Annotated in this window: 24 protein-coding genes; 23 read left to right on the top strand and 1 reads right to left on the bottom strand. The window is 56.8% G+C overall.

Going from position 1 to position 19,458, the window contains the following annotated elements; genetic code table 11:
• From cmoB to C0623_07710, 4 genes are all read left to right on the top strand, one after another.
• The coding region (gene cmoB / locus C0623_07725) for a tRNA 5-methoxyuridine(34)/uridine 5-oxyacetic acid(34) synthase CmoB (GenBank protein PLY00247.1) at window positions 1-905 on the top strand (905 nt) is incomplete at its 5' end.
• A gap of 84 nt (window positions 906-989) precedes the next feature.
• On the top strand, window positions 990-2,144 hold the full coding sequence (locus tag C0623_07720; protein PLY00246.1) for a radical SAM protein: 1,155 nt from the start codon (window positions 990-992) through the stop codon (window positions 2,142-2,144).
• A gap of 233 nt (window positions 2,145-2,377) precedes the next feature.
• The gene (locus tag C0623_07715) at window positions 2,378-2,572 is read left to right on the top strand and encodes a hypothetical protein (protein ID PLY00245.1); all 195 of its coding nucleotides are present in this window, start codon (window positions 2,378-2,380) and stop codon (window positions 2,570-2,572) included.
• 70 nt (window positions 2,573-2,642) lie between these two features.
• Window positions 2,643-3,473, top strand: coding sequence for a hypothetical protein (locus tag C0623_07710; protein PLY00244.1), 831 nt, complete (start codon window positions 2,643-2,645; stop codon window positions 3,471-3,473).
• Window positions 3,474-3,478: 5 nt separating this feature from the next.
• Here the strand turns inward: C0623_07710 and C0623_07705 are convergent, their stop codons facing one another.
• Window positions 3,479-3,898, bottom strand: coding sequence for an Rrf2 family transcriptional regulator (locus C0623_07705; GenBank protein PLY00243.1), 420 nt, complete (start codon window positions 3,896-3,898; stop codon window positions 3,479-3,481).
• A gap of 149 nt (window positions 3,899-4,047) precedes the next feature.
• Here C0623_07705 and C0623_07700 point away from each other — a divergent pair, with 149 nt between their 5' ends.
• The 19 genes from C0623_07700 to C0623_07610 all read left to right on the top strand — a co-directional run bounded on the left by C0623_07700 (window position 4,048) and on the right by C0623_07610 (window position 19,428).
• Window positions 4,048-4,959: a tRNA glutamyl-Q(34) synthetase GluQRS gene (locus C0623_07700; GenBank protein PLY00242.1), complete on the top strand. Its 912-nt coding sequence runs from the start codon at window positions 4,048-4,050 to the stop codon at window positions 4,957-4,959.
• Between the two features lie 33 nt (window positions 4,960-4,992).
• Window positions 4,993-5,757 (top strand): hypothetical protein, encoded by a 765-nt coding sequence (locus C0623_07695; GenBank protein PLY00241.1) that lies wholly within the window; start codon window positions 4,993-4,995, stop codon window positions 5,755-5,757.
• A 371-nt stretch (window positions 5,758-6,128) separates the two neighbouring features.
• A complete protein-coding gene (locus C0623_07690) occupies window positions 6,129-7,376 on the top strand; it encodes a transcription termination factor Rho (GenBank protein PLY00240.1) in 1,248 nt (415 codons plus the stop codon).
• Window positions 7,377-7,498: 122 nt separating this feature from the next.
• Window positions 7,499-7,705, top strand: a complete 207-nt coding sequence (locus C0623_07685) for a 50S ribosomal protein L31 (protein ID PLY00239.1) — start codon at window positions 7,499-7,501, stop codon at window positions 7,703-7,705.
• A 90-nt stretch (window positions 7,706-7,795) separates the two neighbouring features.
• Entirely contained in the window at window positions 7,796-8,482 is a 687-nt protein-coding gene (locus tag C0623_07680) for a thymidylate synthase (FAD) (GenBank protein PLY00238.1), read from the top strand.
• Between the two features lie 56 nt (window positions 8,483-8,538).
• The gene (locus tag C0623_07675) at window positions 8,539-9,612 is read left to right on the top strand and encodes a peptide chain release factor 1 (GenBank protein PLY00237.1); all 1,074 of its coding nucleotides are present in this window, start codon (window positions 8,539-8,541) and stop codon (window positions 9,610-9,612) included.
• Window positions 9,613-9,614: 2 nt separating this feature from the next.
• Window positions 9,615-10,463, top strand: coding sequence for a peptide chain release factor N(5)-glutamine methyltransferase (prmC, locus tag C0623_07670; GenBank protein ID PLY00236.1), 849 nt, complete (start codon window positions 9,615-9,617; stop codon window positions 10,461-10,463).
• A gap of 6 nt (window positions 10,464-10,469) precedes the next feature.
• Window positions 10,470-11,723 carry a UDP-N-acetylglucosamine 1-carboxyvinyltransferase gene (murA, locus tag C0623_07665; protein PLY00235.1) on the top strand — a complete coding sequence of 418 codons (1,254 nt, stop codon included), beginning with the start codon at window positions 10,470-10,472 and terminating at the stop codon, window positions 11,721-11,723.
• Window positions 11,724-11,746: 23 nt separating this feature from the next.
• On the top strand, window positions 11,747-12,412 hold the full coding sequence (locus C0623_07660) for an ATP phosphoribosyltransferase (protein ID PLY00234.1): 666 nt from the start codon (window positions 11,747-11,749) through the stop codon (window positions 12,410-12,412).
• A 19-nt stretch (window positions 12,413-12,431) separates the two neighbouring features.
• Window positions 12,432-13,727, top strand: a complete 1,296-nt coding sequence (hisD, locus tag C0623_07655; protein ID PLY00233.1) for a histidinol dehydrogenase — start codon at window positions 12,432-12,434, stop codon at window positions 13,725-13,727.
• A gap of 11 nt (window positions 13,728-13,738) precedes the next feature.
• A complete protein-coding gene (locus C0623_07650; protein ID PLY00249.1) occupies window positions 13,739-14,329 on the top strand; it encodes an imidazoleglycerol-phosphate dehydratase HisB in 591 nt (196 codons plus the stop codon).
• Between the two features lie 99 nt (window positions 14,330-14,428).
• Entirely contained in the window at window positions 14,429-15,061 is a 633-nt protein-coding gene (locus C0623_07645; GenBank protein ID PLY00248.1) for an imidazole glycerol phosphate synthase subunit HisH, read from the top strand.
• A gap of 262 nt (window positions 15,062-15,323) precedes the next feature.
• The gene (locus tag C0623_07640) at window positions 15,324-16,052 is read left to right on the top strand and encodes a 1-(5-phosphoribosyl)-5-((5-phosphoribosylamino)methylideneamino)imidazole-4-carboxamide isomerase (GenBank protein ID PLY00232.1); all 729 of its coding nucleotides are present in this window, start codon (window positions 15,324-15,326) and stop codon (window positions 16,050-16,052) included.
• Window positions 16,053-16,415: 363 nt separating this feature from the next.
• Window positions 16,416-16,673: a prevent-host-death family protein gene (locus tag C0623_07635; GenBank protein PLY00231.1), complete on the top strand. Its 258-nt coding sequence runs from the start codon at window positions 16,416-16,418 to the stop codon at window positions 16,671-16,673.
• On the top strand, window positions 16,661-16,969 hold the full coding sequence (locus C0623_07630) for a plasmid stabilization protein (GenBank protein ID PLY00230.1): 309 nt from the start codon (window positions 16,661-16,663) through the stop codon (window positions 16,967-16,969). The genes C0623_07635 and C0623_07630 overlap by 13 nt, the downstream gene beginning before the upstream one ends.
• Before the next feature lie 255 nt (window positions 16,970-17,224).
• Window positions 17,225-17,992 (top strand): imidazole glycerol phosphate synthase subunit HisF, encoded by a 768-nt coding sequence (locus C0623_07625; protein ID PLY00229.1) that lies wholly within the window; start codon window positions 17,225-17,227, stop codon window positions 17,990-17,992.
• A 138-nt stretch (window positions 17,993-18,130) separates the two neighbouring features.
• A complete protein-coding gene (locus tag C0623_07620) occupies window positions 18,131-18,460 on the top strand; it encodes a phosphoribosyl-ATP diphosphatase (protein ID PLY00228.1) in 330 nt (109 codons plus the stop codon).
• A gap of 18 nt (window positions 18,461-18,478) precedes the next feature.
• Window positions 18,479-18,922, top strand: coding sequence for a glutamyl-tRNA amidotransferase (locus C0623_07615; protein PLY00227.1), 444 nt, complete (start codon window positions 18,479-18,481; stop codon window positions 18,920-18,922).
• A 17-nt stretch (window positions 18,923-18,939) separates the two neighbouring features.
• On the top strand, window positions 18,940-19,428 hold the full coding sequence (locus C0623_07610; GenBank protein PLY00226.1) for a colicin V production protein: 489 nt from the start codon (window positions 18,940-18,942) through the stop codon (window positions 19,426-19,428).
• The last annotated feature ends 30 nt before the right edge of the window (window positions 19,429-19,458 follow it).

The raw sequence follows: 19,458 nt of genomic DNA, 5'->3' as shown, positions 1-19,458 counted from the left end.
CCCGGCTGAGGACGGCGATCGCGGCCGAGTTCACCTCCCGCCGTCACGGCAAGATGGCCGAATGGCAGGCGGCGCTGAACGGCCTGCCGCTGATCGAACCCGGGCCGGTCGAATTGAAGGAACGGGTCGCGATCGGCCCGGCCGGGGCGATCACCGATTGTGACGACTTTGTCAAAAAGCTGAAGGTTCTGCACCCCTGGCGCAAAGGACCATTCGAACTCTTCGGTCTCAACATCGACACCGAGTGGCGCTCCGACTGGAAGTGGGAGCGGCTGCGACCGCACATTGCGCCGCTCGCGGGCCGGATGGTGCTTGATGTCGGTTGTGGCAACGGTTATCACGGCTGGCGCATGCGTGGCGAAGGGGCCAGACTGGTGATCGGCCTCGACCCGGTGATGCTCTACGTTTTGCAGCACCAGGTGATACAGCGTTACCTGGCTGACCCGCAGCACCATGTCCTGCCGTTGCGCGGCGAGGATCTGCCGGCCGATCTGAACTGCTTTGATACGGTTTTTTCGATGGGGGTCCTCTACCACCGCAAGTCGCCATTTGAGCATCTGCTCGAGTTGCGCGGCGCTCTGCAGCCGGGGGGAGAGCTGGTACTCGAAACGCTGGTGGTCGAGGGGGACGAAACGACCGTGCTGACCCCGGCCGGGCGCTATGCCAAGATGCGCAATGTCTGGTTCATTCCTTCGGTACCGGTTCTTGAAATCTGGCTGGCCCGCTGCGGCTTCACAGAGATCAGGTGCGTTGATGCCAACCGGACCGGTGTCGATGAGCAGCGGGCGACCGAGTGGATGATTGAGGAATCGCTTGCCGACTTTCTCGATCCCGATGATCCGCTGAAGACCATGGAAGGCCATCCGGCGCCGTTACGGGCGATTATAACCGCGACAAAAGCGTAATCGCCGGCTCCCTTTCCGGACGTCATCCGGTTATACTGGATAGACCGGTCCGAGCGCACGAACCGTCCTCGCGAGGCTTTAAACATGAACGATTCCGACAATTATTCGGGGTTCGAGATCGGCCCGATCCGGCCACCGAGTGAAGCGCACAGCCTGCTCCTCCGGATTACCCGCAACTGCCCGTGGAACAAATGTACCTTCTGCAGTCTCTACAAAGGAGAAAAATTCAGCATCCGGCCGGTGGCTGAGATCAGGCGGGATATCGACCTGGTCCGTCATTATGTCGATGCCATCGAACGGCTCCGGCAAGAGACCGGCAGCGCCACGCAGATGCAGTGTCAATCTCTGCTGGTGGGGCGGCCGGCGGATGAGCAGATGGCTTTGCATATTGCCCGGCTCTGGATTCAGGGGGGGATGGAGTCGATCTTTCTGCAGGATGCCAACACCCTGGTCATCCGACCGGACGATCTGGTCGAAATCCTCGAATATGCGCGAACCGTTTTCCCGTCGGTCAAGCGCATCACCTCCTACGCCCGTTCACACACTGTCGCCCGGATCAGCGATAGCGATCTGCAGCGCCTCGCCACCGCCGGTCTCAACCGGATTCATATCGGCATGGAATCGGCCTGCGACGCAGTCCTCGATTTCGTCAGGAAGGGGGCTGACAAGGAGACTCACATCAAGGCCGGGCAGAAGGTCAGGCGGGCCGGCATTGAACTCTCCGAATATTTCATGCCGGGGCTCGGCGGCGCCGAGTTCTCGCGGCAGAATGCTCTCGAGACCGCCGCCGCCCTGAACCGGATCGATCCAGACTTTATCCGCATTCGCACCCTCGGCCTGCCGGAAAGTATTGAACTCTTCGATGATTACAAGTCCGGCGCTTTCGCCAGGCTCGGCGACGTGGCGATGGCCGAGGAGCTGTTGCTGATGCTTGAAAAACTCGACGGCATCACCAGCACGGTCAAAAGCGATCACATCCTCAACCTGCTGCAGGAAGTCGAAGGAACCTTGCCGGAGGACAAGGAAAAAATGACGGCGCCGCTCCGCCGCTTTCTCGCTCTCGCTGAGGACGAGCAGCTTCTTTACATGGTCGGCCGCCGCAGCGGCATCTTTTCCCGGCTCGACGACCTGCATGATGCCGAGTTGCGGCGGCACGCCGAAAACTGCCGGTCGGCGCACCGGGTGACCAGGCAAAATATCGACGAATTTACCCTCGAGATGATGCAGCGGTTTATCTAGCCGGGCTGGCCGCGGTTTATTTGCAATCGAATCGTTTCCATGGGTGAAAAATGTGCTATGTAATTAGAAAAACATCGTCAAAGGAGAATATTATGAAAATCGATTGGGCCTACCTGAGAAAGGGCTGAACCTCCTGCAAGAAAGCTCAGGGGTTCCTTGAGCCAAAAAATGTTGAAATTGAAGAGGTTGTTGATGCCACGAAAACAAGGTTTGATGAGGATGCCGCCTGGGCGATGCTCGCGTCGGCAAAATCGATCCGGATCGCCAAGGGGAAGAAGGTCGAGGCATTCACTCCGGCCGACGGCCGCGAAGCGGTGCTGAAAAAGGCGATGGGGCCGAGCGGTAATCTGCGCGCGCCGACCTACCGGGCCGGTGACGATTATATCATCGGCTTCAGCGACGATCTTTATAATGATTGGCTGAAGTAATTACGGTTTTTAACAACAGGGCCCCCGGAACGGGGGGCCTGTATTTTTGTACATAGCGTCCTGATTTGATATGAAACCGAAGATGAAAACCCGGACACCTGTTGAAAAAGACTGGGATGCGTTTGCTGTTCTCGCCGCCAGCGAAGGTTGGCGTGTCCCGGCTCTGGAACGGAAAATGTTTAATTCCTGCTGGCGTCAATCGGCCCGTGTCATCGTCGATGGCGGGGTCTTTTGCGGCATGGTGACCGCGGTCGCCCATGAGCGGAGCGGCTGGATCGGCAACCTGATCGTTCCGGCCGATCGGCGCGGATGCGGATATGGCAGTCGGCTTTTTGCCGAAGCGGTCGCTGCTCTGCAGAGGCAAGACCTCGCTTCGCTCTGGCTCACCGCTTCCGCCATGGGACAACCCCTTTATGAAAAGGCCGGTTTCGAAGTCGTTGACCGGATCGAACGCTGGGTTCTTCCACCCCGCACTGAAGCGAAACTTCCAGCTGTTTCTGGCGATGCTGATAACGGCCTGATGGCCCGGTTTGATCGAAAGGCCTGGGGGGAAGATCGTTGTAACCTGTTGGCAGCCCTCAGCTCTGACAGCCGGCTCGTCTCTGGCCGCAACACAGTGGCGCTTTTGCAAAAGGACCCCGATCTCCAGGTTGTCGGTCCGTGGTATTCGACTGGTGAGGACCCGGTTGCCCAGCGGCAGCTGCTGCTGCAGATTGTTGCCCTGGTCGATCCGTTGATCGAGACCATCATTGATCTGTATGGATCTTCCGGTCTACAGAAATTACTGAGTGAATGCGGATTTGAACAAGCTGGCGAGAACGCGCTGATGGTACTTGGCGATCGAGACGGCATTGATCAGAATATGATGGTTGCCCTGGCGAGCCTGGGAAGTATTGGCTGAGGGTGCTAGTTGATCTTTTCTTTTTCGCGGTCGACCAGTTCGGCGAAGGTGTAATCCGACAGAGTGTTGGAAAGATCCTCGCGAATCTGGCTCCAGGCGCCATGCACCGGGCAGAAGACATCGCGTTCGCAGGTCCCCGGTTGTTCGAGGCAGGTGTTAAGCAGCAACGGACCTTCCTGGGCTTCGACAATATCGAGCAGGGAGATTTCGGCGGGATCCCGGGTCAGGTAAAAGCCGCCGCCGACACCGCGCTGCGAGCCGACAATCCCTTTTTTTATCAACGGCTGCAGGATCTTGGTCAGAAAGGCCGGGGTGATGTCCTGGCTTTTACAGATGTCTTTTTTCAGGACGACCTCTTTCGGGGGCTGTTTCGACAGATAAAGAACAGCCCGGATAGCGTATTCGGTTGCACGGGTGATGAGCACAGCTTCCCTCCCAATTGATAACAGTCTCAGTCATTAATACTTGGCAACTTCACTTTTGTCAATCCCAACCTGACCGGTCATCTTCTTTTCTGCTCGACTTGACAGCCCTGAACATCAAGGGCATCATCCTGAATCAGGAAACCTTTACCATGAACCTTGCAAAGAAAAAAACCGTTGGTCGTTTTGCCCCGAGCCCGACCGGGACTCTCCATTTCGGCTCACTGGTTGCTGCTGTCGGCAGTTATGTCCTGGCCCGGCAGGCAGCCGGGAAGTGGTTGCTCCGGATGGAGGATATCGACACTCCACGGGTCGTTCCCGGGGCCGCCGATTCCATTCTGGCGGAGCTCGAAGCGTACGGATTTGAGTGGGATGGCGACGTGCTCTACCAGAGCAGCCGGTTCGAACGCTATGAGGAGGTTCTGCAGTGGCTGCGTTCCCGGGGCTTGCTTTTCGACTGCGGTTGTACGCGCAAGGAGATCCTTGCCAGTGCGCCGGCTCCGGGCGAAGAGGGGCCGCGTTATCCGGGAACGTGCCGACAGGGACTGCCGCCGGGGCGGCACCCCCGGGCCCAGCGGATCAAGGTTCCGGACGGGCTCTTCTGTTTCATCGACGGCGTATTCGGCGCGGTTGAACAGCATCTTGCCGACGCGGTCGGTGATTTCGTGTTGAAGCGGGCCGACGGCATTTATGCCTACCAGCTCGCGGTGGTCATCGACGATATCGATTGCGGAGTCAACCAGGTTGTCCGCGGAGCTGATCTGCTCTCGTCAACGGCGCGGCAGATTTATCTGCATGCCTGTCTCGATGCCGTACCGCCGAAGTACATTCACCTGCCGCTCGCTCTCGGTGGCGATGATGAGAAGCTGAGCAAGCGGCATGGCGATTTTGGTCTTGATCATAACGATCAGTCTGCTAACCTTATTCAGGCGCTGAAATTCCTCGGGCAGAACCCTGTCGCCGATTTGTCGGGCGCACCCGCGGAAGAAATTCTGCGCTGGGCGATTGACAATTTCGTATTAAAAGACATTCCACAGGTGCCTGTTCGCGCTGATCAGTTATAATGGATCAAATCCTTCAACTTTCCGGAGCCCGTTGTGAAAAAAATCATCCTTATTATTGTCGCTTTTGCCCTGGCTGGATGCACCCTGTTGACCGGTCAGAAGCAGCCCGCTCCGCCGCGCAAGGTTCAGACGCTCGGCGTTCTGCCGGTCCTGGTCGATGCTGAAACCATCAATTACTCGAACCGCGACGGTCTGATTGCGCTGCTCGAAGAGACCAGCCGGGATGTTGATGAATGGCTGATCGAAATGTTGCGTGACAAAGGTTATTATTTTGACATTCGACAGATCAAAAGTGAAGGTGCCGATCTGTTCAGCCAGCTGGTTGCAGCGCGGGTGGTCGAAGGTGAGGGTGCGGCGATGCATTATCGCTACAGCTTCGATCCGGACCGGGTTTCCGGGTTGATCCAGGATCGCCTGGTAGACGGCATCCTGGTTGTCATCATCAATGGAATTGAGCGGCCGGAAAAACGGTGGAGACTGGACAGCACCCGCCTCGAGTACCTGCAGACCGAATACCGTTCTCTACTCTACACGGCCGTGGTGATCGCGGCTCCGTCCGACATCCTCTGGACCCGACCGGTCGCCGCCAGTGCTCACTTCCTCCGTCTCGATTACCCCGATTTCACCGAAGCCCACTGGAATATGACAAAAGAGGTGGCGGTCAAGGAGATCTCCCTCCCCGGTCTGGAACGGACTCTGGCCGAACTTGACACGGGACTTTTCATCAAGACGACGATCCCGCGCAAATACAACCAGATGATCCTCGAACTGGTCGATCAGCTCAAAAAAGGGCTCTAAACATAACTTTCTTTCGATTATCTGATTGACAAGCTGCGGGGAAGGATGTAAATAGCATTATAACTGCTACGTTTATTAGCCCGTTGTAATTTTCAAATCCATAAACAGACTCTGGACCTATCAACTTTTTAAGCCTCTTGTTATTTCTGATTGATTATCGGAATTCTTGCTGATCGGATAGGTTGATAAATAAAATATGAAAACGGCTGGCCGGAAAATGCGGCCAGGATTCTTTCCTGAATTTTTCCAACTTATAAGAACGATAAAAATATATTGATAAATGACAGAACTATTTCTGTTCCCCTCTGTATGGGCCTGCGCGTGGACACCGTAAACGTTGCTGGCTTCTGGTACAGAACAAAGGAAGGGCTATGAATCTCAAGGATCTGAAAGAGAAAAAAGCGACCGAACTGGCAGGCATTGCCAAAGATCTGAAAATCGAAAACACCCCCGGGATGCGCAAGCAGGACCTGATCTTCGCTATTCTCAATGCGACCTCGGAGAAAAATGGTGCCATTTATGGTGAAGGTGTCCTCGAGATCCTGCCGGATGGCTTCGGCTTTCTGCGGGCCCCCGATGCCAACTACCTGCCGGGACCGGACGATATTTACGTATCACCGTCGCAGATCCGCCGCTTTACTCTCCGCACCGGGGATACCGTTGCCGGGCAGATCCGGCCGCCGAAGGAGGGGGAACGCTACTTCGCCCTGCTCAAGGTCGCCGAGGTCAATTTTGAAGATCCGGCGGTCGCTCGCGACAAGACCCTCTTTGACAACCTGACGCCGCTCTACCCCGATGAGCGGATCAGCATGGAGACAACTCCCGAGGATACTTCCTCCCGGGTGATCGACCTCGTCTCGCCGATCGGCAAGGGCCAGCGTGGATTGATTGTGGCGCCGCCGCGTACCGGCAAGACCATGCTGTTGCAGAACATCGCCAACGCGATTACGACCAACCACCCGGAAGTCTACCTGATCGTCCTGCTGATCGACGAGCGGCCGGAAGAGGTGACCGACATGCAGCGCTCGGTTAACGGCGAGGTTATTTCCTCGACCTTCGATGAGCCGGCGACCCGTCACGTCCAGGTTGCCGAAATGGTCATCGAAAAAGCCCGGCGTCTGGTCGAGCACAAGCGCGATGTCGTTATCCTGCTCGACTCGATCACCCGTCTCGCCCGGGCCTATAATACAGTGGTTCCGCCCTCCGGCAAGATCCTTTCCGGTGGCGTCGATTCGAACGCCCTGCACAAGCCGAAACGTTTCTTCGGCGCGGCCCGCAACATTGAGGAAGGCGGCAGTCTGACCATCATCGCTACCGCCCTGGTCGATACCGGCAGTAAGATGGACGAGGTTATTTTCGAGGAGTTCAAGGGAACCGGCAACATGGAGCTTCTTCTCGACCGGCGCCTGGTTGACAAGCGGACCTTCCCGGCGATCGATATCAACAAGTCGGGCACCCGCCGTGAAGAGTTGCTGATCGACGAGAAGAGCCTGCAGCGTATCTGGCTGTTGCGCAAGGTCCTGTCGACGATGAACGTCGTTGACAGTATGGAGTTCCTGCTCGACAAACTCGGAGAAACCAAGACCAACGAAGAGTTTTTTGAATCGATGAATCAGTAGTTAAAATCTTACATCCGGGGCTTGCATCGTCTTTTCAGACATGGTAGAAATGTACGCTTATCAGGATCATATAATCAGGAAAGACAGGGCCTGTACTCGCCAGGCCGACAAGGAGATAGAAGATGAAAGAAGGCATCCACCCAGCATACGAATCGGCGACAGTGAAGTGTCACTGTGGCAACAGCTTTGAGACCCGCTCGACCAGGGCGGGAGAGATCACGACAGAGATCTGTTCAGCCTGCCATCCCTTCTTTACCGGGAAGCAGAAGCTGATCGACACCGCCGGCCGGATCGAGCGTTTCCGCAAGAAGTACGGCCAGGGCAAATAACACTGTCGACGACGGCCCTCCGGGGCCGTTTTCTTTTTCCGGTTTTTTTTCAGTTACGCCAGAGGGAACCGAGATTAGAGACCAAGCTCCATGCATGTGCAACTGTTGACTCATACCCCCGATCCCGAACGGATTGTTGCCGGTGCGGCCAGGCTTTGCTATTCAGATTCTTCGATCGATGATCTGATCGGGCGGGAGCAGGCCGAACAGGAACAGCTTTTGCGCAAAATTCTCGAACTCGGCCATTTGTCAGTCCTCGAGCATGCCAGCTTCACTTTCGGTGTCGAGGGAATCAGTCGTGCCTGTTCGCATCAACTGGTGCGCCACCGGTTGGCTTCCTATTCCCAGCAGAGCCAGCGCTACGTTTCGTTTGACGATACCTTTGATGCGGTGACGCCGCCGTCGATCGCCGGGAAACCGGAGTTGGCGGGAAAGTATGCCGCCCTGATCGAGCAGCTGCATCAGAGCTACGTTGAGCTTGTCGAAGCCGGGGTGCCGGCCGAAGATGCCCGGTTCGTGCTGCCGAATGCGGCAGCAACCAAGATCGTCATCACCATGAACGGCCGCGAGCTTAAACATTTCTTCCACCTGCGCTGCTGTCGACGGGCGCAATGGGAAATTCAGATTATGGCCAGGCAGATGTTGAAGCTGGCCCGCCAGACGGCCCCCCTGCTATTTGCCTCGGCCGGTCCCGGTTGTCTCGAGGGCCCCTGTCCTGAAGGGGCAATGACCTGTGGTGCTGTTAAAGAGGTCCGGCAGGAATTCTCTGACCTTTAACCAATTGATCGGGTCTCCGTTCGCCAACGGTGCCCGGCGGTCCCGGTTTCTTACTTATGTTCAATATCGATAAACTTGAAGGGGTTGTTGATCGTTTTCGCGAGGTCGAAGGCCTGCTCTCCGATCCGTCTGTTGTCAACAATCAGGAAAAATTCCGCGCCCTGACCAAGGAACATGCCGACCTGTCGGAAGTGGTTGAAGTCTATCATGCCTGGCGCAAGGTCGAGGAAGAGCTCGAGGGGAACCGCGAGCTGCTCCAGGACGCCGATCCCGAGATGCGGGAGATGGCGAAAGATGAAATCCCGGGCCTCGAACAGCAGCATGAGGAGCTCTCGGAGAAGTTGAAGGTTCTCCTTCTGCCGAAAGATCCGAATGATGACAAGAACATCATTCTCGAAATCCGTGCCGGCACCGGCGGCGAGGAGGCGGCCCTGTTTGCCGCCGACCTCTTCCGGATGTACAGTCGCTACGCCGACAACAACGGCTGGAAGGTTGAACTTCTGTCGTCATCCGAGTCGGACAACGGTGGTTTCAAGGAGATCATTGCCATGGTCAGCGGCAATCGGGTCTATTCGCGGCTCAAGTTCGAAAGCGGCACCCACCGGGTGCAGCGGGTCCCCGAAACCGAGTCGCAGGGCCGCATTCATACGTCGGCCTGTACGGTCGCCGTATTGCCGGAAGCCGATGATGTCGAGATCCAGATCGATCCTTCGGAATTACGGCTCGATCTGTTCCGCGCATCCGGTGCCGGCGGTCAGCATGTCAACAAGACCGAGTCGGCGGTGCGCCTGACCCATGTGCCGACCGGACTGGTCGTCTCCTGCCAGGATGAAAAATCGCAGCACAAGAACAAGGCAAAGGCGATGAAGGTTCTGAAGTCGCGGCTTTACGATATGATGCTTGCCGAACAGCAGCAGGCCCAGGCGGCCGATCGCAAGTCCCAGGTCGGGAGCGGCGACCGGAGCGAACGGATCCGGACCTACAACTTCCCGCAGGGTCGGTGCACCGATCACCGGATCAACCTGACCCTGTACAAGCTCGATGCGATCATGCAGGGTGAGCTTAACGAAGTGATCGATCCTTTGGTGACCCATTCGCAGGCCGAATCTCTGGCCGGTCAGGAGAACTGAGCTTGGCCGAGACCTGGACGGTTCTGCGGATACTGGAATGGACAGCTGATTATTTCCGGCAGCAGGGAATCGAGAGCGGTCGGCTTGATGCCGAACTCCTCCTTGCCAGTCTGCTCGAACTCGACCGGGTCGGACTTTATCTGCAATTCGATCGACCGCTGAACCAGCGGGAGCAGGCCGGCTACCGCGAGCTGGTCAAACGGCGAGCGGCCCACGAGCCGGTTGCCTACATCGTTGGCGAAACCGAATTCTGGTCGTTGCCGATCCGGGTGTCACCGGCGGTTCTGATCCCGCGGTCCGACACCGAGGTCCTGGTCGAGGAGGCCCTCGAGTGTCTCGAGGACAACAGCCGGGTCCTCGATATCGGTCTCGGGAGCGGCGCCATAGCCATCGCCCTGGCCCATGAGAACAAGAATGTCAGGGTCCGCGGTATCGATATCAGCCCGGAAGCGGTCGAAATTGCCCGGGCAAACAGCCGGCTCAACCAGGTTGACGGGCGCGTCGATTTTTCCATCGGAAACCTTGAAGATTTTTCCGGCGGGCCGTATGATCTGATAGTCAGCAATCCGCCCTATATTCCGCACCGGGATCTTGACGGGCTGATGCCGGATGTTCGGGAGTTTGAGCCGCTCGGAGCGCTCGACGGTGGTACCGACGGACTCGATGCCTATCGCGCCATCCTGCGCCAGGCTCCGCAGGAGTTGACGGACGGCGGTCGGTTGCTGGTCGAGATCGGAATTAACCAGGCTGATCCTGTTCGGCAGTTATTTGCCGAAGCCGGCCTCCAGGAAATAACTCTCCGTGATGACTACGCCGGGATTCCGCGGGTCGTCAGCGGCATGAAAAAGTAGGAAAACGTGGACAAGATTGTCATACATGGTGGTCACCCGCTTGGCGGTGAGGTTCGGGTCAGTGGTGCCAAGAATGCGGCGCTGCCGTTACTCTTTGCAACTCTGTTGGCTCCGGGCGTCCACCGTCTTGGCAATGTACCGGCCCTGCGCGATATCGATACGGCAGCCAGGCTGCTCGAGATTGTTGGCGCCAAGGTGGTGCGCAACGGTGATACATTCGAAATCGATTCAACCAACATCGAAAGCATCGAGGCACCTTATGACCTGGTCCGGACGATGCGCGCTTCGGTGCTGGTGCTCGGACCGCTCCTCGCCCGGCTCGGCCATGCCAGGGTCTCGCTGCCTGGTGGTTGTGCGATCGGGGCGCGACCGATTAATCTTCATCTCAAGGGTTTTGAATCCCTCGGCGCCCGGATCGAGCTCGATCACGGTTACGTCGAAGCGCATGCCGAGCAGCTTGAAGGCGGCCGGGTTACCTTCGATATACCGACGGTTGGCGGCACCGAAAACCTGATGATGGCGGCGGCTTTGACGACGGGGACGACGATTATCGAGAATGCCGCCCGCGAGCCGGAAATTGTCGATCTTGCCAACGCCCTGATCGGTATGGGAGCGAAGATCACGGGGGCCGGCACGGCGACGGTAACGATTGAAGGGGTTGGGCAGCTCAAGCCGATGGATTACCGTGTGATGGCCGATCGGATCGAGGCAGGCACCTACATGGTTGCGGCAGCGATGACCCGTGGCAATGTGCTGGTCAAGGGGATTGATGCGGCGCCGCTTGAAGCTTTTCTCGGCAAACTGCGGGAAGCCGGCGCAATCATCGAAGAGACCGGAGACGGCATCCGGGTGCAGGGGCCGGAGACAATCCGTTCAGTCGATATCAGGACCCAGCCGCACCCCGGGTTTCCAACCGACATGCAGGCGCAGTTCATGGCGTTGATGACCCTTGGCGATGGAACCAGCGTGATTTCCGAAACCATTTTTGAAAACCGGTTCATGCATGTCTGTGAGCTGCAGCGTCTCGGTGCTGACATCGTTATCGACGGCCACGTCGCAACCGTCAAGGGGGTTGCCTCACTCTGCGGTGCGCCGGTAATGGCGACCGACCTGCGGGCCAGCGCGTCGCTGGTCATTGCCGCTCTCGCTTCGGAGAATACGACCGAAGTCGCACGGATCTATCACCTTGACCGCGGTTATGAAAAACTGGAAGAGAAACTGAAAGGTCTCGGCGCCGATATTGTGCGCCGGTCGGCCTGAACCCGGGGGGGCGGGAGGATATAATGAGTAGTGATATAATTACCTTTGCCCTGCCGAAGGGTCGGATTATGCAGGATTCGATGGAGCTCTTCGGCCGGATTGGCATCACCTGTCCCGAGATGGAAGAGGATAATCGCAAGCTGGTGTTTGAAAACCGCGAGGCCGGTTACCGGTTCATGGCGGTCCGGGCGACCGACGTGCCGACCTATGTCGATTACGGTTGCGCCGACATCGGTGTCGTCGGCAAGGATACCCTGCTTGAACAGGGGAAGGATCTGTACGAACCGCTCGACCTCAAGTTCGGTTATTGCCGGCTGGTGGTGGCCGAGCCGAAAGAATTGCTGCAGGATGATGACCCGGCCAACTGGTCGAACATCCGGGTCGCGACCAAGTATCCGAACGTCACCGAGAAATATTTTGCGGCCAAGGGCGTTCAGGTCGAATTGATCAAGCTCTACGGTTCGATCGAGCTGGCGCCGCTGGTCGGTTTATCGGAGCGGATTGTTGACCTGGTTTCGACCGGTGCGACTCTGCGTGACAATGGTATGGTCGAAGTTGAGACGATTGCCGAAATCACGACCCGGCTGATTGTCAACCGGGCGAGCCTGAAGACAAAACACACGAAGATTTCCCGAATCATCGATGATCTCGAGAAAGTCATCGATGACGAAGTGAAAATTTCGGTTTAACCGAAGCAAGGCACGGAACATGATACCGATATACGGAATTGACGATCCCGGTTTCGATGCGGCTCTGAAAAAGATTGTCGATCGGGGGGCGCAGGCTCCCGCCGGTGTTGAGGAGACGGTCAGCGCGATCGTTGCCGCGGTTCGGCAGGAGGGCGACGCCGCCCTGTTCCGGTACACGGCCCGCTTCGACCGCCTCGAATTATCGGCGCAGACCATCCAGGTTACTTCGGATGAGATCGAACGGGCCCTGGCGGCGGTTGAACCGGAAGCGCTCGCCGCCCTCGAGTTGGCGGCCGAACGGATTGCCGCCTACCACGAAAAACAGCTTACCGAAACCTGGATTTCAAAAGAAGAGCCGGATGTCCACCTCGGGCAGCTGGTGCAGCCGCTCGACAAGGTCGGCATCTATGTGCCGGGCGGCAAGGCATCCTATCCCTCATCGGTTTTGATGAATGCCATCCCGGCCAAGGTCGCCGGAGTCGGCGAAGTGATCATGGTGGTGCCGATGCCGGACGGCGAGGCCAATCCGTATGTGCTGGCGGCGGCGAAGATCGCCCGGGTTGACCGGATTTTCAGAATCGGCGGCGCTCAGGCGGTGGCAGCCCTTGCCTACGGGACCGAGTCGGTGCCGCGGGTCGACAAGATCACCGGTCCGGGTAATATTTATGTCGCCACCGCCAAGAAACAGGTCTTCGGACAGGTCGACATCGACATGATCGCCGGGCCGAGTGAAATCCTGATTATCAACGACGGCAGCGGCAACCCGGCCCACCTCGCGGCCGACCTGCTGTCACAGGCCGAACATGACGAGATCGCTTCCTCGATCCTGCTGACTACCGACGCGGCCATGGCCAGGCGGGTGCAGGCGGCTGTCGCCGAGCAGCTTGAACAGCTGCCGCGCGCCGCGATCGCCCGCAAGTCGATCGCCGACTACGGCGCGATTATCGTTACCTCCGATATCCTCGAAGCAATCGATTTCAGCAACCGGATCGCACCGGAGCACCTCGAACTGGCGGTCGATGAGCCGTTTGATCTTCTTGACGGCATCCGTCACGCCGGCGCTGTCTTCCTCGGACATCATACTCCGGAAGCGGCCGGTGATTATCTCGCCGGTCCGAACCATACCCTGCCGACCGGCGGCACGGCGCGGTTCTTTTCGCCGCTCGGGGTTGATGACTTTATCAAGAAATCGAGCCTGGTTTATTTTTCCCGGGATGGGTTGCAGCGTCTCGGCGACAAGATTGTCACTATCGCCGAACTCGAAGGACTGACTGCCCACGCCCGGTCTGTCTCTATTCGATTGAAGAAGGATTAAGGGAGGTTATGATGAGCCGCAAGGCATCTATTGATCGTAAAACGACGGAAACGAAGATCCGGTTGAATCTCAACCTTGAGGGGAAGGGTGACTACGATATCGATACCGGCGTCCCTTTTTTCGACCACATGTTGACCCAGGTTGCCAGGCACGGTTTTTTCGGGATCAAGATCAAGGCGATCGGTGATCTCGAAATCGATGCGCATCACACCGTCGAGGACCTCGGGATCTGCCTCGGTGAAGCGTTCAAGAGCGCCATTGGCAACAAGAAGGGGATCCGCCGGTTTGGTCGCAGCACCATGCCGATGCATGAAGCGCTCGCTTCGGTAATCGTAGATTTCTCCGGCCGGCCGCTGCTGGTCTTTAATGCCGAGCTGCCGAAGGTCAAGGTCGGTGATTTCGATGTCGAGCTGGTCGAAGAGTTCTTTGTCGCTTTCTGTAATCACGCCGGGGCCAATATCCACGTCAATCTCGCCTACGGTGAAAACCTGCACCATATCATCGAAGCGATCTTCAAGGCGCTCGGCCGGGCCCTCGACGAGGCGACCGGGATCGACCCGCGGATTACCGACGTGATGTCGTCGAAGGGCAAACTGGAATAGGGAAAGACAGGTGGCAGTTATCAGGTGCCAGGCGTCAGGGAAAGGAGGTTTTTTCCGAAGCCTGGTGTCCCGGTTCTGCGACTGCTTTTCGGGTTTTTTATGAAAAACAACATCGTCATTATCGACTACGAAATGGGTAATTTGCGAAGCGTCGCCAAGGCCTTCGAAAAGCTCGGGTTTTCGGCCCGCGTCAGTTCCGACCCGGCCGATATTCCGGGAGCGGACAAGATCGTGCTGCCCGGGGTCGGTGCCTTCCGCGACTGTATCGGCAACCTGCGTAGTGGTGGTTTTGTCGAGCCGCTGCTGGCGCATGTTGAGCAGGAAAAACCGCTGCTCGGTATCTGTGTCGGCATGCAGATGCTGTTTGATGAGAGTGAGGAGTTCGGTCGATATCAGGGGCTGGGGCTTCTGCCCGGCAAGGTCCGCCGGTTTCCGCTCGATATGGAAGAAGGCGGCGAACGGCTCAAGGTTCCGCACATGGGGTGGAATACAATTGAGTTCAATCCGGAGACACCGCTGTTCAACCATGTCGATCAGCAGAGCTACGTCTATTTCGTGCACTCCTACTACTGTGATGCCGAGGATTCGACGGTTGTCGCCGCGACCTGCCGCTACGGCAATATCGAGTTCTGTGCGGCCGCCCGGAAAGGCAACCTCATGGCGACCCAGTTTCATCCGGAGAAGAGCCAGGCGATCGGGCTGCAGATATTTAAGAACTTTGGAGAAATTTAAAGATAGCCACGAAGACACGAAGGCACCAGGGAAGGCAAAAAGCTCGAAGATCATTTAACGCAAAGGCGCAAAGACGCCAAGAGGAGCAAAAAAGAGGAATCAGGATTTACGGGTTTAGGGCTAATATCAAAATCTTACGCTTTCTTTACTAAACAATAGATTGTTTCAGGTTTTCTTTGCGCCTTCGCGTCTTTGCGTTGAAAACTGATTTAGATTTTCTTGGTGCCTTGGTGGCAAAAACTATTTTTGAGGATTTTTCAGCATGATCATTATTCCCGCGATAGATTTGAAAGAAGGCCGCTGTGTTCGACTCGAACAGGGCCTGATGGAAAAAGATACGGTCTACAGTGACGATCCGGCCGCCCAGGCCAAAACCTGGGAGGAACAGGGCGGCGAGTTGCTGCATATCGTTGATCTCGACGGGGCCTTTGCCGGTGTGCCGAAGAACAAGGAGGCGATCGAGGCGATCGTCAAGGCGATTGATATCCCGACCGAACTCGGCGGCGGCATCCGTGATCTCGAGACGATCGAGGCCTATCTTCAACTCGGTGTCGGCCGGGTAATTCTCGGGACGATTGCCAAAGAGAATCCGGGCCTGGTCGAAGAGGCCTGCCGCAAGTTCCCCGGCAAAATTGTCGTCGGCATTGATGCCAAAGACGGTCTGGTCGCAGTGCGCGGCTGGGCTGACGTCACCGAGAAGCTGGCGACTGAGCTGGCCAAGGAGATGGAGGGGTTCGGTGTCGAAGCGATCATTTATACCGATATCGCCCGCGACGGCATGATGCAGGGGCCGAACATCGAGGCGACGAAGGCGCTCGCCGAAGCGATCTCGATCCCGGTCATCGCCTCGGGTGGTGTGTCGCATCTGCGTGATATCATGCAGCTGATGAGTATCGAAGAGTCGGGGGTCTCCGGTGTCATCACCGGCAAGGCGATTTATACCGGCGCGCTGGATTTGCGTGAGGCGGTAGAGCTCACGAAAAAGAAATAATTTGCCACCAAGGCACAAAGGGCACCAAGAAAGACCAAACAGAAAACCTTGCCTCACGCAAAGGCGCGAAGGCGCAAAGAAAGGCAAGTCTTTTAGGGGTTAACCAAAAAAGCTTTTCTTTGTTTTAGATTTTCTTGGCGTCTTGGCGTTGAAAAAGGTTTTGGTTTTCTTCGTGTCTCGCCTCAAGGCGCCTACTTTTGGTGCCCCAAAAGGTTTTAAGCAATGTTGACGAAAAGAATCATCCCGCGCCTCGATGTCATGGGGCTTCTTTAAACGTTCATATAAAAAAGTGCTATTTCGTTGGATTGCCGCCGGCGAGAGTGGTACAATTGTATCACTTTTGATTTATGGACGGAGGTCGTTATGAAGGTCGAACTTGTCACCAGCCTGAAACGCCAGGCGACAAAAATTCTCGCCGATCTGCACGAATCGAAGGAGCCGGTCCTGATCACCGAGCATGGCCGCCCCTCGGCTTACCTGGTCGATGTCGGCGATTACGAATTCATGCAGAGCCGCATGCAGATTCTCGAGGCGGTGGCGCGGGGAGAGCGGGCTGCCCTTGAGGGGCGCACCCTGGGTGAAGATGAGGCCCGGGACAAGATGCGCAAATGGCTCAAGTAGTATGGACCGAACCGGCACTGGATGATCTCGATGCGATTGCCGAGTACATCGCTTTAAGTAATCTGCCGTCGGCAAAAAAGCTGATCCAGACAGTATTCGATACGGTTTCACGCCTCGGGCAGCATCCGGAGTCGGGGAGAACTCCGCCGGAGCTGGAGGGGCTCAACTACTGTGAGGTCGTTGTTCCGCCCTGCCGTGTTTTCTATCGTGTTGCCGATGACGAGGTTCTGATCCTGCACGTCATGCGACAGGAGCAGGATATGCGGAAGTTCATGGCGTCATTGGATCAGGAATAGAGGTCGAACTGACATTAAGCAATAATAGCCACGAAGACACCAAGGGCACAAAGAAAGGCCAGAGCGTAAAAGCATCTTTAACGGAGAGACGGAGAGCCGCAGAGAAGAGCAATAAGTCTCTAAAGAGAAAAAGGCTTTAGTTTGTCCCAAAATAATAACAGATTTTGAAGTTGCTTTTCTCTCCACCTCAGCGTCTCTCCGTTGAAATAGATTTTGAATTTCTTCGTGTTCTTGGTGGCCAAAAGGTTTTAAACGATGTTAACCAAAAGAATTATCCCATGTCTCGATGTCAAGGACGGTCGCGTCGTCAAGGGCGTGCAGTTCCTCGAACTGCGCGACGCCGGTGACCCGGTTGAAGCGGCCGAGGCCTATGACCGGCAGGGCGCCGACGAGCTGACATTTCTCGACATCACCGCCTCGAGTGACAACCGCGGGATCATCCTCGACGTTGTTGCCCGAACGGCGGAACGTTGCTTCATGCCGCTGACGGTCGGCGGCGGCGTGCGCAGTTGTGAAGATATTCGTAATCTCCTGAACGCCGGAGCCGACAAGGTTTCGATCAACACGGCAGCGGTCCATAATCCTGAATTTGTCAAGGAGGCGGCCGAGCGGTTCGGTTCCCAGTGCACGGTCGTTGCCATCGATGCCCGCCGGGTGCCGGGAAATGATCCGCTGGCCTGGGAAGTCTACACCCATGGCGGCCGCAACCCGACCGGAATCGATGCCCTCGAATGGGCCGAACGCATGGAGGCGTACGGGGCCGGCGAAATCCTGTTGACCTCGATGGATTGTGACGGCACCAGGGATGGCTACGATATTGAGCTGACCCGGGCGATCAGTGACCGGGTTTCGATCCCGGTCATCGCCTCCGGTGGGGTCGGCAACCTCGAACATATCCGTGAAGGGCTGGTCGAGGGGGGCGCGAGTGCCGCCCTGGCCGCCAGCATCTTCCACTTTCGGGAATATACGATCGACGAGTGCAAGGAATACCTGCGGGAGCATAATGTGCCTGTGCGGTTGTAGACAAAAGGCTTTTTAACGCAAAGACGCTAAGTCGCAAAGAAAGACAATTCTTTTAGGGGTTAACCAAAAAAGATTTTCTTTATTGTATATCTTCTTGGCGTCTTTGCGTTAAATAAAGATTTCAAAAGGTTTGATGCTATGTCCGAAACCAACAAAGACATCTTGGCAGCTCTTTACGAGGTGATCCAGCAACGCAAGAGCGCCGACCCCGAATCGTCCTACGTTTCCTCCCTCTACGCCAAGGGGCTCGACAAGATCCTCGGCAAGATCGGCGAAGAGGCGACCGAGACGGCGGTGGCCGGCAAGTCGGGTGAGCTCGACCAGGTGATTTACGAGACGGCCGACCTCTGGTTCCACAGCCTGGTTCTGCTCGGCTACTACGATCTGCCGCCGGCGAAGGTTCTCGACGAGCTGCAGCGCCGGTTCGGGCTTTCGGGTCTGGAAGAGAAAGCGAACCGCGATAAATAAATTTGACAGGAGTCGAAGATGAGTCTGAAGGAACAGATGACCGCGGCGATGAAAGAAGCGATGAAGGCGAAGCAGAGTGAACGTCTCGGGACCCTGCGCATGCTGATCAGCGCGATCAGGAACAAGGAAATCGAAAAACGGGAAGAGCTTGATGACGCCGCGGTGATCGAGGTTCTCTCCAGCTTTGTCAAGCAGCGTCGCGAAGCGGCCGATGTCTATCGCAAGAATGATCGTGCCGATATGGCCGAAGGCGAAGAACGAGAAATGCTGATCGCCCAGGAGTTACTGCCGGCCCAACTCTCGGAAGAGGAGGTCAGGGCGCTGGTCGACGCGGTTGTGGCTGACCTTGAAGCCGATTCCATGAAAGATATGGGGCGGGTCATGAAGGTTCTGACCGAAAAGACCAGGGGTCAGGCCGATGGCCGGCTGGTCAGTGATCTCGTCCGCGCTAAATTACAATAACCGCAAGAACGTCGCCGATGAATTTTGTTGATGTCCTGATCCTGATCGTTATCGGAGTGTTTCTGCTCAAGGGGCTGTTGCGCGGGCTGATGAAAGAACTCTGTTCGCTCGTCGGCCTGGTTGTCGGGGCCCTGCTGGCGTTCCGCTTTCATGGGCCGCTGGCCGAAACGATGGTTTCGGCGTTCAAGCTGCCGGCATCGATCTGTGTGGTTCTGGCTTTTCTGGCAATCTTCCTGACCATACTGCTTGTTTTCGGTCTGATCGGCATGCTGCTTTCGCGATATGTCAAGTTACTCTATGTCGGCGGCCTGAACCGGGTGGCCGGCGGTATTTTCGGCCTGGTCCAGGGAGCACTGATTTTGTCGGTGGTCATGTTCGGGCTTTCGGTCAGTCCGCTTCCTGACTGGGGGAAGCTGGCATTAAAAGATTCGGCTCTTAATCCGCCGTTTGTTCAGCTCGGCGAAAAAGTATTCAGGGGTAGTTCGAAACTTTTTCCGGGCTCCTGATTCACCAACCAGAGAGGATGGCAGGCAGGG

It is taken from the genome of Desulfuromonas sp. (assembly GCA_002869615.1).
Taxonomy (GTDB): domain Bacteria; phylum Desulfobacterota; class Desulfuromonadia; order Desulfuromonadales; family UBA2294; genus BM707.
The sequence above is the reverse complement of the archived record's forward strand: the minus strand, read 5'-3'. Positions and strand labels throughout refer to the sequence as shown.

Excerpts from the sequence above, each read along its gene's own strand:
- C0623_07680 (PLY00238.1), top strand. The coding sequence starts at position 7,796 with ATGCATGTGCAACTGTTGACTCATACCCCCGATCCCGAACGGATTGTT.
- C0623_07635 (PLY00231.1), top strand. The coding sequence starts at position 16,416 with ATGAAGGTCGAACTTGTCACCAGCCTGAAACGCCAGGCGACAAAAATT.
- C0623_07720 (PLY00246.1), top strand. The coding sequence starts at position 990 with ATGAACGATTCCGACAATTATTCGGGGTTCGAGATCGGCCCGATCCGG.
- C0623_07710 (PLY00244.1), top strand. The coding sequence starts at position 2,643 with ATGAAACCGAAGATGAAAACCCGGACACCTGTTGAAAAAGACTGGGAT.
- C0623_07630 (PLY00230.1), top strand. The coding sequence starts at position 16,661 with ATGGCTCAAGTAGTATGGACCGAACCGGCACTGGATGATCTCGATGCG.
- C0623_07700 (PLY00242.1), top strand. The coding sequence starts at position 4,048 with ATGAACCTTGCAAAGAAAAAAACCGTTGGTCGTTTTGCCCCGAGCCCG.
- C0623_07715 (PLY00245.1), top strand. The coding sequence starts at position 2,378 with ATGCTCGCGTCGGCAAAATCGATCCGGATCGCCAAGGGGAAGAAGGTC.
- C0623_07675 (PLY00237.1), top strand. The coding sequence starts at position 8,539 with ATGTTCAATATCGATAAACTTGAAGGGGTTGTTGATCGTTTTCGCGAG.
- C0623_07650 (PLY00249.1), top strand. The coding sequence starts at position 13,739 with ATGAGCCGCAAGGCATCTATTGATCGTAAAACGACGGAAACGAAGATC.
- C0623_07640 (PLY00232.1), top strand. The coding sequence starts at position 15,324 with ATGATCATTATTCCCGCGATAGATTTGAAAGAAGGCCGCTGTGTTCGA.
- C0623_07620 (PLY00228.1), top strand. The coding sequence starts at position 18,131 with ATGTCCGAAACCAACAAAGACATCTTGGCAGCTCTTTACGAGGTGATC.
- C0623_07685 (PLY00239.1), top strand. The coding sequence starts at position 7,499 with ATGAAAGAAGGCATCCACCCAGCATACGAATCGGCGACAGTGAAGTGT.
- C0623_07625 (PLY00229.1), top strand. The coding sequence starts at position 17,225 with ATGTTAACCAAAAGAATTATCCCATGTCTCGATGTCAAGGACGGTCGC.
- C0623_07610 (PLY00226.1), top strand. The coding sequence starts at position 18,940 with ATGAATTTTGTTGATGTCCTGATCCTGATCGTTATCGGAGTGTTTCTG.
- C0623_07615 (PLY00227.1), top strand. The coding sequence starts at position 18,479 with ATGAGTCTGAAGGAACAGATGACCGCGGCGATGAAAGAAGCGATGAAG.
- hisD (PLY00233.1), top strand. The coding sequence starts at position 12,432 with ATGATACCGATATACGGAATTGACGATCCCGGTTTCGATGCGGCTCTG.
- C0623_07645 (PLY00248.1), top strand. The coding sequence starts at position 14,429 with ATGAAAAACAACATCGTCATTATCGACTACGAAATGGGTAATTTGCGA.
- C0623_07690 (PLY00240.1), top strand. The coding sequence starts at position 6,129 with ATGAATCTCAAGGATCTGAAAGAGAAAAAAGCGACCGAACTGGCAGGC.
- C0623_07660 (PLY00234.1), top strand. The coding sequence starts at position 11,747 with ATGAGTAGTGATATAATTACCTTTGCCCTGCCGAAGGGTCGGATTATG.